Below are 15,617 nucleotides of genomic sequence, written 5' to 3' on the forward strand. Positions count from 1 at the left end.
TCTACAAAATTTGGTGATTAATTCCTAATCTTATATTTGAAGCATATACCACAGTGGAAATTCTACAAATTTTACGTGGTATTCTACAATTCAATAGGAGGATTCTACAAATATTAGTACGTATTCTACAATAATTGGAAACAAAACCCCAAATAAATCTCGCCATAAAAAATAGACGCCAACCGCGGCGCCTATCCCCTTCATCAAACCCCTTATTTAAAAACCGGTTCCTTAAACTGAGCTAATTTTTCCAATGAAGACTTGTCCACGTCAGCGTGCAGGCTGTTGCCGTGGGAATCCATTGTTACAACGGCTGTGAAGCCCTCTACACGCAGGTGCCACATCGCTTCTGGAATTCCAAATTGCGTCAGGTCAACCCCTTCAACGCCTTTAATGCATTCTGCATAATATTGGGCTGCTCCACCGATAGCATTCAGATAAACGCCTCCATGCTCTTTCAAGGCCGCCAATGTTTTCGGTCCCATTCCGCCTTTTCCCATCACAGCGCGGATGCCAAATTTCTTCATGATATCGCCTTGGTATGGCTCCTCCCGAATACTTGTGGTTGGCCCCGCTGCCTTTACTTGCCAGTTACCATTTTCATCCTTTAACATAACAGGACCGCAATGATAAATGACTTGGCCATTCAAATCAACGGGAGCGTCGTGGTCGCTTAAATATTTATGTATCGCATCGCGGCCTGTGTACATTAATCCGTTAATTTGAACAACATCGCCGACTTTTAATGAGCGGATCTGTTCTTCCGTGATAGGTGCCTCTAACGTAATCACATCTTCAGATACACTAGCTGCTGTTTCCTTTTCCGCTTCCGTTTGTGCGAAATCGATGAATTCACCATCCTGGTAGGCCCACTCATTTATTTCACCTGTCTCAGCATCGACACTAATACCTAAGCGACGGAATGCCCAGCAGTTATATGCAACGGAAACAAAGAAGCTTGCTGGAATGCGGTGCATCACACCAATTTTACAGCCTAAAAGTGTAGCTTCGCCGCCGAAGCCCATTGTCCCAATTCCTAATTTATTGGCATTCTCCATCACGTACTCTTCTAGTTTACGAAGATCCTCGTTTGGATTAACATCTTCAACAGAACGGAACAATTGCTCTTTTGCTAAATCGTAGCCCGATGAACGATCTCCGCCAATTCCAACACCGATAAAACCGGCACTGCAGCCTTGTCCCTGTGCCTGGTAAACGGAATGCATGATGCATTTGCGAATGCCATCAAGGTCACGGCCTGCGCGTCCAAGTCCATCTAACTCACATGGCAGGCTGTATTGAATGTTTTTATTTTCACAACCGCCGCCCTTTAAAATGAGGCGGACATCAATGTAGTCTTTTTCCCATTGCTCAAATTTGATAACTGGAACACCGTCACCAAGGTTATCGCCACTGTTTTTACCAGTTAACGAATCGACCGCATTTGGACGCAATTTACCTTCTTTAGTGGCAAGGACAATCGCATTTTTAATCGCGGATTTTAATTCTAATTGGTTCACCCCAACAGGTGTTTTAATTTTAAACGTTGGTAAACCGGTATCCTGGCAAATTGGTGAAACTTGGTCATCTGCCATTTTAATATTATTGGTAATTGTAGCAAGGCTCATTGCAGCACTTGTGCCCGCATTTTCCTTTTCTTTCGCTGCCAGCACCGCTCGGCGAACGTCCTTTGGAAGTTTTGTTGAAGTTTCGACGACAAGCTTGTACATGCTCTCTTGAAATTTTTCGATATTCAATTCGAGTACCCCTTTCCCCATGTTTCCCAATGTAATCTATTTAAATTTTACAACAATTTGCACGCTTACATTATACTCTAGAAACCGGTGGATTTAAAGGATTAGCTTGTACTCAAAAAAAACAACTTACAATAAAAAAAGAGCCTGCAAATTAAACAGACTCACTTACTTCTTTTTCGCGATTATTGAATTCTCGGCATTTAGATTCCATATCGTCTAACATGGCAATTAAGCGGTCAATGTCCTCAAGGTCAGCATCTTCAGGATCGATGGCATCTAGCACATCAATGAACATGCTTAAGCGATGCTTTAAAAAATCTACCTGCGTATCTTTATTTTGAATTGGGTTGCCCAAACTTACTCACTCCTTTCATTACCGTTTTCATCCTATCGAAATCTAGAGACTTTGGCAATGGATTAATACTATTCTGTCCTATTTTAAATTAAAATAAAAAGACCCCTCGACAGGAGGAGTCCAAATCAGCATCCTTAACGTGGTCGTTCTGAAGCGGCGAAGCCAAAGGAAACATAATCCTGAACTGGAATCCAGGCGCCAATGCCTTGGGAGGTAACGTTCTTAATGACGATAAACTTTTTACTGCCTTTCAGCATTAAGTAAACTTCCCCGTAGGTTACCTTACCCTTTTCACTAACCCCTGGTGCGTAGGCAAATAAGTAGCCCAAACGATTGGCAGGGATGTTATAAATATGATCATTTTTCGTTCCAGCCCCGATAATCGTTTCAAACGCAAGTGGCAGACGTGTCTTTTCCATTGCCTTTAACAACATCATCTTTTTCACATCTTCGGCATTAGCGATTTTGGCTGTCAACCCGCCTCTAACCACTTTTTGCGCCTCTTGCACATATTTGATTTGATAGGGGACTTTACCGCCCCGATTATCAAAGTAATTCGTGTTAATTTTTTGATACTCCCAGTTTGGGGACGTTTCCGACGATTCGTAATTCAATGGCCACTGCCCCAAGTAAATGATGGCACGGTAGCCAACCGCAAATGGGGTACTGTTGATACTCGTTTCATTCAGCATGCGAATTAAATCAGGATTTTCAATTTTAACCCTTGATGAGTTAATCAGCTTCTTGGTTAAATCACTTGGCTGCAATAATGGAAGGTCCTGTGTCGAATTCGGATACGTATTTTCCTTCGTTATGTTGCGAACTGATGGTGGCACTTGATATTTTACTGCGTCTTTTTTCACCGGTGCTTTTTCAGCAAAAGCGGATGGTATAAAGGTTAACATTAAAAGCAATGCCATAAGTAAAGAAATATTTTTCTTCACAAGTTAAACTCCTTTCACTAGAAACATTAATAAGTCTGCTAGTAGTTTTTTCGGAGTTCACAAATATTATCCATCATTAGCCGGAAGTATTTTTTTTGCCAAGGTCTTCGATTAATATTTTGCTTGAAGACGCCCCATTAATTTTTCAAAATGAGGAAAAAACAGTTGTATCGCAGGTCCTACTGTAAAAGTAATAATAATCGTTCCATAGGATATCGGGCCATGTAATAAGAAAGCAGGTATTAAGGCCGTAATTTCACCAATTGTTTTGGCTACCATTAAATTCACACGAAAACGTTCATGAATGGCTAACATAAAATTATCGATCGGACTTTGTGGAAACTTAGCCTGCAAATAGATGGACGCACCAAAACCAATGATTAAAATACCCACTAATAACATTCCTAATTTAGCGATAAATGGTTCCACGATAAATAAATCAAAGACATTCTCAAGCCAAAAGTCCACTAATGAACCGATGACAATAATAGTTAGCAGTGAAAGAAAATCAGGTCTCCTTTTTACTAAAAACGAATTAACAAAGATGAGGACTGCACCATCAATCATGACCCATTTTCCAACTGAAAGCCCTACTTTTTCAGTAAGGGCTACGTTAAATGCATCCCATGCTCCTAATCCGATATCAGAAACTTTAATCGTCATGCATACTCCAAAGGTCATGATTGCTAACCCAATAATAAAAAATAATAACCGTATCGTAAACTTCATTAGACGCTCCTTTAGAATTGGTAAAAAAGTAATAAAAATGTAATAATCTGATTATTTACAAAATTGTAACTTAAACTTATAATAAACTTAACCTTTAAAAAAGGAGGGCTGTAATCAATCGGCTAAACCATTTACTTATTTTAAGGAGGTTGGGATTCCCGTCTTATATGAAATTCAACAATCGTGTTTTCCTATTTAACTAAACATGAAGGTTGGTGATTGATGGTCCCAAAGTAAGCGATTGATTTTTGAACCCTTATAAATTATTGCTGTTACATTATAGCATAGCAATATGTATTTACCTCGTACATTTAAAAAAAGTGAATATGTTTGAAAAAAAGAGACTCTGCGCCATTTGGCATAGAGTCTTTATTATTGTTTATGGATGTTATAGTAAGAAAAAGCCAATCCCCATAATCACATATGCAGCCAGTAGGGTTAACCCTTCAAACCAGTTAGATTCCCCGTCATTTGAAATGACAACCATTAGAAGAACTGACGATACCATTGCGATCAATTCCTGCCAGCTAAATAATAAAGGCATTGATTGTTCAAACAAAAGCGAAAGTAGTACAAGCACAGGCAGAACGAACATAGCCACCTGTAAGGTAGAGCCAATTGCAATTTCAACAGCTATATCCATTTTATTTTTAAAGGCCATGAGCACTGCAGAAGCATGCTCCGCTGCATTCCCCACAATAGCAACGATAACAACCCCGATAAATAACTCCGACCAGCCAAATGTTTCTCCTACATATTCAAAGGTATGAACAAGATGCTCAGAAATATAGGCTACCGCAATTGTTGCAAGAAAAAGAACGGTAATGGCCTTTCCTTTTCCCCATTCTGGTTCTTCTTCCTCATGTACAGCTTTTGGCTTATCTGTTTGATAGACACCACGATGTGTAACCAGCTTAAAAAATAACGCAGCTAGATATAGAACAATAAGAACAATGGAAATACCAATACTTAGAGATAACGTTTTTGTTTCGTTCATACCCATTGAAAATACTTCTGGAATGACAAAAGCAATAATGACAGCAAACATAAGGAGACCTGAATTATGCCGAGCGTCATACACATTAAACACCTGCCGTTTAAATTTTAATCCGCCAATAAAAAAAGATAGGCCGGCCACCAAAAGTAAGTTACCTAATACGGATCCAGTTAAAGAGGCAAGGACAATTCCTACCAAACCTGCCTTTAGTGAAAAGATTGAAATAATCAGCTCAACGGCGTTTCCGAACGTTGCGTTCAATAAACCGCCGATCCGTGGTCCTGCCACAATGGCTAAGCTTTCCGTTGCCCTTCCCATAAAACTGGATAAGGCAACAATCGTTAAACAATATAGTAAAAATAGCACAATATTTGACCAATGCATCAATGTCCCAATCACGGATAGCGGGACTCCTATGAATGTCATCAGCATAAAGATTTTGTTTGTCAACACACTCTCTCCTTATAACCTATTTTTTACCTATAATTAGTGTAAGATATTTTCCACTTGAACCCAAATTTACCTAAAAAGGTTTGAAATGTCTAGGTCACTTTTACTTGCAAATCGCGGTTATTCTCGTTACCATCATTGAGGAACTATTTAAAAAATTTTGTTGAGTAGAGGATAATTTTATGAATAAAACCTATTTACGTTTTTGGATACTGGTCAGTATTGTGGCCATATCTGGTTTTTCTCAAGGTATGCTCCTGCCGTTGATCGCTGTTATTTTTGAAAAAAGCGGTGTCTCTCCATCCTTAAATGGATTAAATGCCATTGCTCTTTATATCGGAATACTCCTTGTATCCCCATTTATGGAATTTCCTTTACGAAAATACGGTTATAAACCGATCATTATCTTTGGGGGTGGGTTGGTCGTTTTATCACTCGCCTTATTTCCTCTTTGGAAAACATTTTGGTTTTGGTTTGCCTTACGTTTACTAATTGGAATTGGCGATCATTCTCTACACTTTGCCACGCAAACATGGATTACCTCGTTTTCTTCTGTCGAAAAGCGGGGACGAAATATCTCCTTATATGGTTTGTTCTTTGGGATAGGCTTTGCAACAGGTCCATTAATGACGCCATTAGTGAATGTAAATGAGACCCTTCCCTTTATTATCTCTTCCCTTCTTTGTTTAATCGGTTGGGGTTTTGTCTTTTCTTTAAAAAATGAGTTTCCGGAGCAGGAAGTAAAGATTAATTCTTTTCTTGCAACCATCAAACAGTTTAGAAAGGCATTAAAAGTTGGATGGGTAGCTTTCTTACCGCCATTTGCATATGGTTTTTTGGAATCATCTCTAAATGGTAGTTTTCCCGTTTATGCCTTAAGAATAAACATCGATGTTGCCAGCGTCTCTCTTGTTCTCTCTGCATTTGCTATTGGCGGCATTATTACCCAGCTTCCGTTAGGGATGTTAAGTGATCAATATGGCCGAAGAAATATTTTAATGACTGTTCTTTTCCTTGGATTTGTCAGTTTTACAGCAGCTAGTTTCCTGGAACACTCCATTGTGGGTCTTTTTATATCCTTCCTTATCTCGGGAATGGTCGTTGGCTCAACCTTTTCACTTGGCATAAGCTATATGACCGATCTCGTTCCAAAGGACTTACTACCGACAGGAAATTTATTATGCGGGATCTTTTATAGCCTTGGCTCTTTAAGTGGCCCGATTTTCGGCGGACTCTTTATTAAATTTTCCCAAAACGTTAGTTTCTTCTATATGATTAGTACGATACTGCTCGCGATTTCAGTCATCCTCTTAGTATTTGGAAGAAAGGGCATTTTAATGTTTAAACAACCTAATTCACAATGATTTATTTCAAGCAAAATCGTATCTAAAGGCATAAAATAATGGTAAGATTAAGGAAATAGAATAAATGTTGAGATTCCTGCTGTCATCACCTGATGACAGCTTTCGTGCTTTTTTAGGGGTAATGACTATGATTATTTTTCTCAATTAGATAGAAAAGCCAAACGCCCAATTGTCCAATGGATAGAACTATAAGGAGGGGGAAACAATGAGTTCCGAAGCAAAGACGATTGCAAAGAGTATTCAAAATAGCAGTTTTATCGAAAAAATTAAACCGAATGCCGAACTTATCGCAGCAGGTGTGAGTGGTATATTGATAGCAGCTGGCTGGCTTTTAGATAAATATGGAAGTGGTGCTGATTCCATCATTGCTTATCTGTTAGCTTTTGTGATTGGAGGGTTTGCCAAAGCAAGAGAAGGCATTGAGGCCACCTATGAAAATAAAGAACTAAACGTAGAAATGCTGATGATTTTTGCGGCCATTGGTTCGGCCGTTATCGGTTACTGGACTGAAGGAGCCGTATTAATCTTCATTTTTTCAGTTAGTGGAGCCTTAGAAACGTACACCATGAATAAAAGCCATAAGGAAATTTCTTCGTTAATGGAGTTACAGCCCCAAGAGGCCTTGCTGATCAAAAATGGCTATGAAAAACGTGTAGCTGTTTCTGAGCTGGTAATTGGCGATCAAATCCTTATCAAACCTGGCGAAAGAGTACCTTCAGATGGAATTATTGTCAAGGGTCAAACTAATATCGATGAAGCAGCTATTACTGGTGAGTCCATGCCTGTTTCCAAAGGAGATCAAGCAGAAGTTTTTGCCGGTACCGTAAATATGACAGGATCGATTACGGTTCAAGTAACCAAGGAAAGTAATGATACGCTTTTTCAAAAAATCATTCAGCTTGTTCAATCAGCCCAAAGTGAAAAGTCACCATCACAGCTTTTCATTGAGCGTTTTGAAGGAACTTACGTCAAAGTGGTCCTGCTAGTAGTCATCGCCATGTTCTTCTTACCTTATTTCCTATTAGGCTGGAGTTGGCATGAGTCGTTTTATCGTGCCATGATTTTATTAGTCGTAGCTTCTCCTTGTGCCCTTGTTGCTTCTATTATGCCTGCAACATTATCAGCAATCTCAAATGGTGCTAGACATGGGATCTTAGTAAAAGGCGGGGTTCATTTAGAAAATTTAAGTCATTTAGGAGCCATCGCGTTTGATAAAACCGGGACATTGACAAAAGGAGAGCCAGAAGTCACCGAAATCATTGTTAAAGATGGAATAGAACAAGAAAATCTCATTTGGAAGGCAGCATCGATTGAAAACCTTTCGAATCATCCGCTGGCTCAGGCCATTGTAAAATATGCCAAGCGAAATATACAAAAAGAACTTTTCCATCCTGACAGCCTTGAAGATATACCTGGTTGGGGTGTGAAAGCTGAAATAAACGGGGATCAATGGAAAATTGGTAAAGCAGCTTTTGTCGGCAAAGAAAATGTCGATCAATTTGCGGATGGAAAGGCAAAAGAATTAGCAAGCCTCGGTAATACCCTAGTATTTATTGAAATTAATGGTGAACTAAATGCCATAATCGCCATGAAAGACGTTGTTCGTGAAGAAACTAAGCTAGCCATTGATGACTTGAAAAAACAAGGTATTCGTACAGTTATGCTAACGGGAGATAGTGAAAAAACGGCCCGAGCCATTGCCGCTGAAAGTCATGTCGATGAATTTTTTGCTGAATGCCTGCCAGAAGAAAAAGTAGAGCAATTGAAGCAATTGATGACCAAATATAAAACGGTGGCGATGGTGGGAGATGGAATTAATGATGCTCCCGCATTAGCGATTGCAAATGTTGGAATTGCGATGGGCGGCGGAACAGATGTTGCCCTCGAAACAGCTGATATTGTGTTGATGAAAAATGACTTGCCAAGAATTGCTGAAGCCATCCACCTTTCACAGCGGATGAACAAAATTATTAAGCAAAATGTCATTTTCTCTATTATGGTTATCATGCTGTTAATTTCAGCAAACTTCTTTCAGTTCCTCGATTTGCCATATGGAGTCATCGGTCATGAAGGCAGCACCATCTTGGTGATTTTAAATAGCCTTCGCTTATTAAAGAAATAATAAAGGAAAAGGCCGGGTGAATTCACCCAGCCTTTTTTAGATGACGAATTCACTTAGTGGTATCCGTTAGAACCGTTTGCCGACCCGGATGTTTTATTTCCTTTGCTGCCTTTCCCTTTTTGCTTTGTGCCGCCATCCTTTTTTGTGTGCTTGGTCATGTTGAAACCCTCCCTTTTTGTTGAAGAGCTAAACTCTCCTACAATAATAGTTTGAGCAAATGACCGACTTTCATGAAGGAAAGTATTAGCAGTTAGACTTATTTTTTTCACTATAAAAGGCATTAATTTCTCCACCTAAGATAATGATGAATGCTGATAAGTATAACCAGATCATCAAAACAATGATGGCCCCGATACTCCCATAGGTGAGAGAATAGTTACTAATATTCCCAACGTAAAAAGATAAACCAAATGAAGAGATAATCCACCCCAAGGTGGCGAATATCGCTCCAGGGAAAGCGCTCCGACAGCCAAATTTCACATTTGGGGCAATCCAATACAAACCTGTAAAAATGATAAATAAAATAATGGCACTGCCAAGCCAGCTAAGGGCATTCCATAACTTAATGAATTCACTTGTATAACCTAATTGGGAAAATAAAAAGATACCAATTTCTTTTCCAAAAACAGGCAATACTATGGCAAGGATAAAAACAAAAATCATTCCAAAGGTTAATAAAATGGCCATGCCTCGTGAAACAATGAACGAACGGCTCTCCTCAACATTGTAGGCTTTATTAAAAGCCCTCACAATTGCGTTTATTCCGTTAGATGCTGACCAAATGGTGCCGATAATCCCGAACGAAAGCAATCCGCCGCTTCGATGATCCATAATTTCATTTACATTTCTTTCAATAAGGTTCATTGCTTCAGCTGGTGCAAAATCTCTTATGATCCCGAGCATATCTTGATGAGGAATGGGGATATAAGGCAGAAGTGTAAACAATACAATTAACAGTGGAAACAAGGATAGAAGGAAAAAATAGGCCAATTGTGCACTTAAGCCAGGAATATCGTCTTCTTCAATCCGATGCCAAAGCAACTTTAGCAATGAGGAGCGTACATTCGCAACCTTGTCCATTTTCTTCCCCTCTCTTCTTAATTAATTTTTCCTTTTTCCCCTCGCACCTCTTTGAACAGATCGTCTTCTTCCATTCCAATAAAGGTATCTTTTGTTTCTTTTAGCATATCGGTTACCTGTGGCGTAAGTTCTCTAAGCTCCTCGACCTTATCAGTTATATAAACTATATCTTCACTTACCTGTTCAAACGTTGTCTTAAGCATTGCTGCTGTATCCTTTACTTTATCCGTTATTTCTTCAGGATTCCGGATGATGTAGGAAACCCTGCTCGACGTTTTTTGAACATTTTCCTTCATAGCTTCCCGCGTCTGTTTATCCAATAAACTAATAGCTCCACCTGCGATGGCACCAAACAGCATGCCCTTCCAAAATTGGTTTTTTCTCGTCATCTTAAACTCTCCTTCAAAAAGAATAATTATCATGAAACGATCTTAAAAAGTAAATAATACCAATAGATATATTACCATTTATTTTGCTTTATCAAACATTCCTTTGCAAATCTGCCAGTTGTCTTTATTCTTTTTCCTGGATAAACTACATAAGAAGTTTATATTGACAGATACTTTTTAACATGAAAAGATGGGATTATTAATTGAACGGGGTGACGAAATGAATTTATCAGAGAAATCTGTCGAAAATGTTGCATATATGATTGAACAAATAAAAGAAAAATTAAAAGTATTAAACCTTGGGGCAATCAAGCCTTCTCATTTTGATGAAGACATGTATGAAGAATTAAAGGAAATTTATGAAATGGTCTTAAAGAAAAATTCGTTTAGCCCTAATGAAATGCAGGCATTGGTGGAAGAGCTTGGAAACTTAAGGAAGAAATAAGAAAAGCGCAAGCGCCCTGTTCAGCGGCGTATGGCCTCCTCGGAAAAACTAACGCTTTCCCTTCGTGCGATGCCATTGCTGCCGAAGCCTTCCTTGTGGAGCGCTCCAACTGAGATAAGGTGAAACTTCAATCAGCGAACGTTCTTCTCGCTGATTGTTAGTTGAGCCGATCGGGTGCTTACGGGCAGTTGAGAATCTACTGCCCCTTAAACGCGATAAAGGAAACACGAAGAGCGTTAGCGATTCGATGTATCGTAGGGCGGAGAGCGAAGGACACTAGCCGCTAGGGCGCTGGAGCTGGACAATTCTCGAAGCCACAACTAATAAATTCTAATAGTATAAGCAAAAAGGATGTCCTTGAGACATCCTTTTTTTGCTTATTTCTGCTCGGTTAAGATTACGGGACCATCTTTTGTAATGGCGAGCGTGTGCTCATATTGGGCAGAATATTTTCCATCGATCGTTCTTGCTGTCCAGCCATTGTTATCCATTTTCGTTTGGTATCGGCCGATATTTACCATTGGTTCAATTGTAAATACCATCCCTTCTTTAATTCTGGCACCTTTTCCGGGCAAACCATAATGCGGAACATCCGGTTTCTCGTGTATAACTGCACCAATTCCATGGCCAATAAAGTCTCGGACAACAGAAAGACCTTCGCTTTCAACATAGGTTTGGATAGCATGACCAATATCTCCAATGCGATTGCCCACTACAGCTTGTGCAATTCCCCGATACAGGGCCTCCTTCGTTACCTTTAATAAGTGATCCGTTTCCTCTGAGACATTACCCACTGCGTAGGACCAAGCAGAATCAGCCAATGCCCCATTATAATTAACGACCATATCAATTGTTACTATGTCACCTTCTTTTAAAGGTTCTTTCCGTGGAAACCCATGACATATTTCATCATTGATACTGGCACATGTTGCATATTCATAGCCTTTATAACCTTTTTGTTCTGGTGTTGCTCCATTTTTCTTAAGAAATTCATCCACAAACATGTCGATTTCCCATGTGGTTACACCTGGTTTTATTAATTTGGCAATTTCTTTATGACAGGCTGCAAGAATATCTCCAGCCTTCTTCATTGCATCAATTTCACGTTGTGATTTTAGGACTATCATTTATTTCCCTGCCTTTTTGATTATATTTATGTACATCACATAATATTGTTCGTCATAGTCATCTTAAAAAGATTATAGTTTTAGCTATCATTGGCAACACTTTTAATATTAACTCTATCTACACATTTTTTCAAAATTACTTTAAATTACTAATAAAATTTTTAATGTTCATTATATTGTAATATTCAATCGTTCTTAATATGGTACTTTTCTATTCTTTTTGGTAGAATGGAACATATAAAGTATTCCCCATTATTTTTCGAATACCCTTGGTTATTGATGGATAACTATACCGTCCGTAATGTGGGATAAACTATCATATTAATTAGGTGTGTGAGGCTCAATGATTGGTGACCGCGTTAAAAAATTCCGCTTAGAAAAGAAAATGTCACTATCCGAACTAGCTGAACAAGCTGGGGTTGCAAAGTCCTATTTAAGTTCGCTTGAGAGGAACCTGCAAAAGAATCCATCTATTCAGTTTCTCGAAAAAATTGCTACTGTATTACATCTTCCTGTTGAACATTTAATACACGAACAAATTGACAAGGATGAATTGGATACAGATTGGATGAATCTGGTCAAAGAAGCTATGAATTCAGGTGTTTCAAAGGATCAATTTCGCGATTTCCTTGAATTTAATAAGTGGCGGATCAATCAAAATTCGAATGAATAGATAGAAAAGCGGAAGCGCCCTGGTCAGCGGCGTATGGCCTGGAGCGCTCCAACTGAGATAAGGTGAAACTTCAATCAGCGAACGTTCTTCTCGCTGATTGTTAGTTGAGCCGATCGGGTGCTTACGGGCAGTTGAGGATCTACTGCCCGTTAAACGCGATAAAGGAAACACGAAGAGCCGGAGGTGCATTCGTGCTTGACTTATCGTAGGGGGAGAGCGAAGGACACTAGCCGCTAGGGCGCTGAAGCTGGACAATTTTCGAAGCCAAGACTTTAAATTCTTATATTATAAAAGAAAAAGCATTCTACAAAATGACATTTTTTGTAGAATGCTTTTTTTAGTATGTACCTGATGGTTCTTCCTGTTCATCTCTACTAAGAAAATTTCGAACTTCCTCTATTGACAGCCCTAGTCCTTTTGCCTCTAATATGAGTGTTAGCCATTCTTGATCGATTACATCTACATCTCTTTGTGTAATTATCATTTTTCTCACTCCTAAAATACATTTCGTATTCCAGGTAACCCGGCCATCATAGCAAGTTAGTTCATCCCTTACCGTAGATCCTCGGCTTTGCGTCCTTGCTTTTCAACAAGTTTGCCTTTTTCTGCCTCACTCCAACTTAAGCATTACAGATTTTCTAGTATTCCTCTTTTCTTTATGGGCAATATGACTTAATTTGTTTTGATATGCCCATTATATCTAGTTCTTTTATAACAGGTTGTTGTATTTTGTCACTTTTAAAAATTTTCTTACTATTTTTTCTTCCATATTAATCCATTATTCTACATTTTACTTCCTTATTTTTAAAATAATAGAAATTAATCCCAATTTATTGAATAATTATATTTGTCTAAATTGTGACATTTAGCATATAATGTAAACAACGTAAAAATAAACTTAATATTAATAATATTCAATTAATGGTGGTGAGACCTTAGAATGACTATTATTCATGTATTGAATTTTTCTATCCCCATCGCTTTTATAGTGTTTGCAGGTTTTATGCTGGACCATATGTGTAAACCAACTAGTCAAGAAAAAAAAGCTGGAGATGAGTGAGAGCCACCCATCAACCAGTTTTTTTTATTACATTAATTCGATCGATAAATTGGAAATGTTATACCAAGTGATATTTTTATTTAGGTTTGGGAAAGCTACATCCGAAGACGAAAGGAGTGTTGACTTTGGCACGCGGAGAACATTTTGAGCATAAGAAAAAAAATCATCCAGGGGATTTTCCAGAGGATAGCCTAACGGAAAAGCATGTAAAGGAAGCGATCGGGGACGAGGAATTGATCGTAACTCAAGAGGCTTTTAAAAATAGAGTCGAGAATGAGGACGAGCGGCGCGAAGATACCGGCCGATGGCTCCCAAATCATATGAAGTAAAAGGCGTGATCTTTTCACGCCTTTTTATATGGAATAGGGGAGGTAATAGTGAATCAGGTTTATCCTTTTTCCACACTTAAATCCCGTATAAATTGATGAAATTCAATTTTCTTTAACCATTCAGCCGCTTTTTCAATATCCTTTGAAAAAATTCGATCTTGTATAATGGATGGCACTTGTTCCCTTCCTTTTTCATAAAACATTTTTGTATGCATTGCCATTTTGTCCACTCCACGAATTTCTACTGCCTGCATCGCACAAATCAACTCAATGGCGAGGACTCTTCTTACGTTTTGAATAATTTGGTAAGCATGCCTGGATGCGATGGTCCCCATGCTTACATGATCCTCTTGGTTTGCCGATGATGGTATCGAGTCAACACTTGCAGGATGAGCAAGAGTTTTATTTTCTGATACGAGGGCTGCAGCTGCATATTGCATGATCATTGCCCCTGATTGTAACCCTGGTTGAGGGCTTAAAAATGCCGGTAGGTTATTCAATTGTGGATTGACTAATCTTTCAATCCGTCTTTCCGAAATATTCGCAAGCTCGGCTACTGCAATTTTCATAAAATCCATGGCAAAAGCGATCGGTTGGCCATGAAAATTTCCTCCCGAGATCACCTTCTCCCCATCATCAAAAATTAACGGATTGTCAGTTGCAGCATTCATTTCTATTTCTAATTTTTCTTTTACATAATCAAAAGCCTGCCAAGAAGCACCATGGACCTGTGGAATACAGCGCAGCGAGTAAGCATCCTGGACTCTTAATTCACCTTGCTGTGTGGTTAATAAACTATCGCTTAAGTAATGACGAATTCTTGCCGCCGTGTCAATTTGCTGTTTATACCCCCTTACCACTTGAACTTCTTCCGCAAAGGCGTCAATGATGCCGTGTAATCCTTCTATTGTCATTGCAGCAATCAGCTCACTTTCAAAGGCTAACTGCTCTGCTTCTAGATAGCCAACCACACCCATTGCTGTCATGGCTTGTGTCCCATTAATAAGGGCAAGACCTTCCTTTGCCTCAAGTGTTACTGGGAGAATACCTTCTTGTTGTAGTGCTGGAAACGAGTCCATGCGATTTCCTTTGTAAAATACCTCCCCTTCTCCAATTAAAACCAAAGCTAGATGAGAAAGTGGAGCAAGATCACCGCTAGCACCAAGCGACCCTTGCTGCGGAATGACCGGGATAATATCCTTATTGACTAAATCCAATAATCTTTCGATAACAAGAGGCCTTATTCCGGAATACCCCTTTAACAAGGCATTTGCGCGAAGAAGGACCATTGCCTTGGCCGCTGCCTTTGGAAAAGGATCACCCATCCCGCATGCATGGGAGCGAATTAAATTAAGCTGTAGATCTTGAACATGTGCTTTATCTATTAGTACATCGCTGAATTTCCCAAAGCCAGTTGTAATCCCATAAACTACTCTCGAGTCGGAAACAATCCTTTCTACTGCTTCTCTGCTCTTTTGTGCTGCCTCCAAACTTTTTTCAGCTGCTGCCACCTTTTCCTTACGATATAATACAGCTTTCATTTCCTCTAATGTTAAACTATTGCCTGTTAACGTAATCATATAACCCGCTCCTCTACCACTTTAGTAGAATAAAGAAAGAGGCTGGAATCCTCATCAAATCAGATTTGGATTCCAGCCTCTTTTATGTTCATAAGAACGTTATGATGTATTTTATTAAGGTGCAGCCTCATAGGGATCATTCCATTCTAAAAACAATTTATTTAATAATTATTGTATGTGAATAAAACCTCGTCTGTCAATAAAATTTTCAGAATT

Annotated in this window: 15 protein-coding genes and 1 riboswitch; of the genes, 5 read left to right on the forward strand and 10 right to left on the reverse strand. The window is 39.0% G+C overall.

Annotated features, from left to right (window positions below):
* Positions 1 to 212: 212 nt before the first annotated feature.
* From AC3ANL_RS20760 to cax, 5 genes are all read right to left on the reverse strand, one after another.
* Positions 213 to 1,757 carry a fumarate hydratase gene (locus tag AC3ANL_RS20760; RefSeq protein WP_488326250.1) on the reverse strand — a complete coding sequence of 515 codons (1,545 nt, stop codon included), beginning with the start codon at positions 1,755 to 1,757 and terminating at the stop codon, positions 213 to 215.
* Positions 1,758 to 1,908: 151 nt separating this feature from the next.
* Positions 1,909 to 2,112 (reverse strand): SE1561 family protein, encoded by a 204-nt coding sequence (locus AC3ANL_RS20765; protein ID WP_488326251.1) that lies wholly within the window; start codon positions 2,110 to 2,112, stop codon positions 1,909 to 1,911.
* Between the two features lie 134 nt (positions 2,113 to 2,246).
* A complete protein-coding gene (locus AC3ANL_RS20770) occupies positions 2,247 to 3,017 on the reverse strand; it encodes a YfkD family protein (RefSeq protein WP_488329792.1) in 771 nt (256 codons plus the stop codon).
* 150 nt (positions 3,018 to 3,167) lie between these two features.
* A complete protein-coding gene (locus AC3ANL_RS20775) occupies positions 3,168 to 3,785 on the reverse strand; it encodes a YczE/YyaS/YitT family protein (protein ID WP_488326252.1) in 618 nt (205 codons plus the stop codon).
* A gap of 388 nt (positions 3,786 to 4,173) precedes the next feature.
* Positions 4,174 to 5,232: a calcium/proton exchanger gene (gene cax / locus AC3ANL_RS20780; RefSeq protein ID WP_488326253.1), complete on the reverse strand. Its 1,059-nt coding sequence runs from the start codon at positions 5,230 to 5,232 to the stop codon at positions 4,174 to 4,176.
* A gap of 182 nt (positions 5,233 to 5,414) precedes the next feature.
* Here cax and AC3ANL_RS20785 point away from each other — a divergent pair, with 182 nt between their 5' ends.
* Complete coding sequence (locus AC3ANL_RS20785) at positions 5,415 to 6,596, forward strand: MFS transporter (RefSeq protein ID WP_488326254.1); 1,182 nt, start codon at positions 5,415 to 5,417, stop codon at positions 6,594 to 6,596.
* Between the two features lie 205 nt (positions 6,597 to 6,801).
* Positions 6,802 to 8,718 carry a heavy metal translocating P-type ATPase gene (locus AC3ANL_RS20790; RefSeq protein ID WP_488326255.1) on the forward strand — a complete coding sequence of 639 codons (1,917 nt, stop codon included), beginning with the start codon at positions 6,802 to 6,804 and terminating at the stop codon, positions 8,716 to 8,718.
* A 243-nt stretch (positions 8,719 to 8,961) separates the two neighbouring features.
* Here the strand turns inward: AC3ANL_RS20790 and AC3ANL_RS20795 are convergent, their stop codons facing one another.
* Positions 8,962 to 9,798, reverse strand: coding sequence for a YihY/virulence factor BrkB family protein (locus tag AC3ANL_RS20795; RefSeq protein WP_488326256.1), 837 nt, complete (start codon positions 9,796 to 9,798; stop codon positions 8,962 to 8,964).
* A 17-nt stretch (positions 9,799 to 9,815) separates the two neighbouring features.
* A complete protein-coding gene (locus AC3ANL_RS20800; RefSeq protein ID WP_488326257.1) occupies positions 9,816 to 10,187 on the reverse strand; it encodes a YtxH domain-containing protein in 372 nt (123 codons plus the stop codon).
* A 220-nt stretch (positions 10,188 to 10,407) separates the two neighbouring features.
* On the opposite strand from AC3ANL_RS20800, the gene AC3ANL_RS20805 reads away from it, so the two are divergent.
* The gene (locus AC3ANL_RS20805) at positions 10,408 to 10,632 is read left to right on the forward strand and encodes a DUF1128 domain-containing protein (RefSeq protein ID WP_488326258.1); all 225 of its coding nucleotides are present in this window, start codon (positions 10,408 to 10,410) and stop codon (positions 10,630 to 10,632) included.
* A gap of 377 nt (positions 10,633 to 11,009) precedes the next feature.
* Here the strand turns inward: AC3ANL_RS20805 and map are convergent, their stop codons facing one another.
* Positions 11,010 to 11,759 carry a type I methionyl aminopeptidase gene (gene map / locus AC3ANL_RS20810; protein WP_488326259.1) on the reverse strand — a complete coding sequence of 250 codons (750 nt, stop codon included), beginning with the start codon at positions 11,757 to 11,759 and terminating at the stop codon, positions 11,010 to 11,012.
* 343 nt (positions 11,760 to 12,102) lie between these two features.
* Here map and AC3ANL_RS20815 point away from each other — a divergent pair, with 343 nt between their 5' ends.
* A complete protein-coding gene (locus AC3ANL_RS20815; protein ID WP_488326260.1) occupies positions 12,103 to 12,432 on the forward strand; it encodes a helix-turn-helix domain-containing protein in 330 nt (109 codons plus the stop codon).
* 337 nt (positions 12,433 to 12,769) lie between these two features.
* On the opposite strand, the gene AC3ANL_RS20820 is transcribed toward AC3ANL_RS20815, so the two are convergent.
* Positions 12,770 to 12,916, reverse strand: a complete 147-nt coding sequence (locus AC3ANL_RS20820) for an anti-repressor SinI family protein (RefSeq protein ID WP_488326261.1) — start codon at positions 12,914 to 12,916, stop codon at positions 12,770 to 12,772.
* A 30-nt stretch (positions 12,917 to 12,946) separates the two neighbouring features.
* Positions 12,947 to 13,042, reverse strand: a riboswitch (cyclic di-GMP riboswitch).
* Positions 13,043 to 13,617: 575 nt separating this feature from the next.
* Here AC3ANL_RS20820 and AC3ANL_RS20825 point away from each other — a divergent pair.
* Positions 13,618 to 13,821: a hypothetical protein gene (locus AC3ANL_RS20825; protein ID WP_488326262.1), complete on the forward strand. Its 204-nt coding sequence runs from the start codon at positions 13,618 to 13,620 to the stop codon at positions 13,819 to 13,821.
* A gap of 59 nt (positions 13,822 to 13,880) precedes the next feature.
* Here the strand turns inward: AC3ANL_RS20825 and hutH are convergent, their stop codons facing one another.
* The gene (gene hutH / locus AC3ANL_RS20830) at positions 13,881 to 15,401 is read right to left on the reverse strand and encodes a histidine ammonia-lyase (RefSeq protein ID WP_488326263.1); all 1,521 of its coding nucleotides are present in this window, start codon (positions 15,399 to 15,401) and stop codon (positions 13,881 to 13,883) included.
* Positions 15,402 to 15,617: the final 216 nt, after the last annotated feature.

Source organism: Neobacillus sp. DHD-1R, assembly GCF_057747995.1.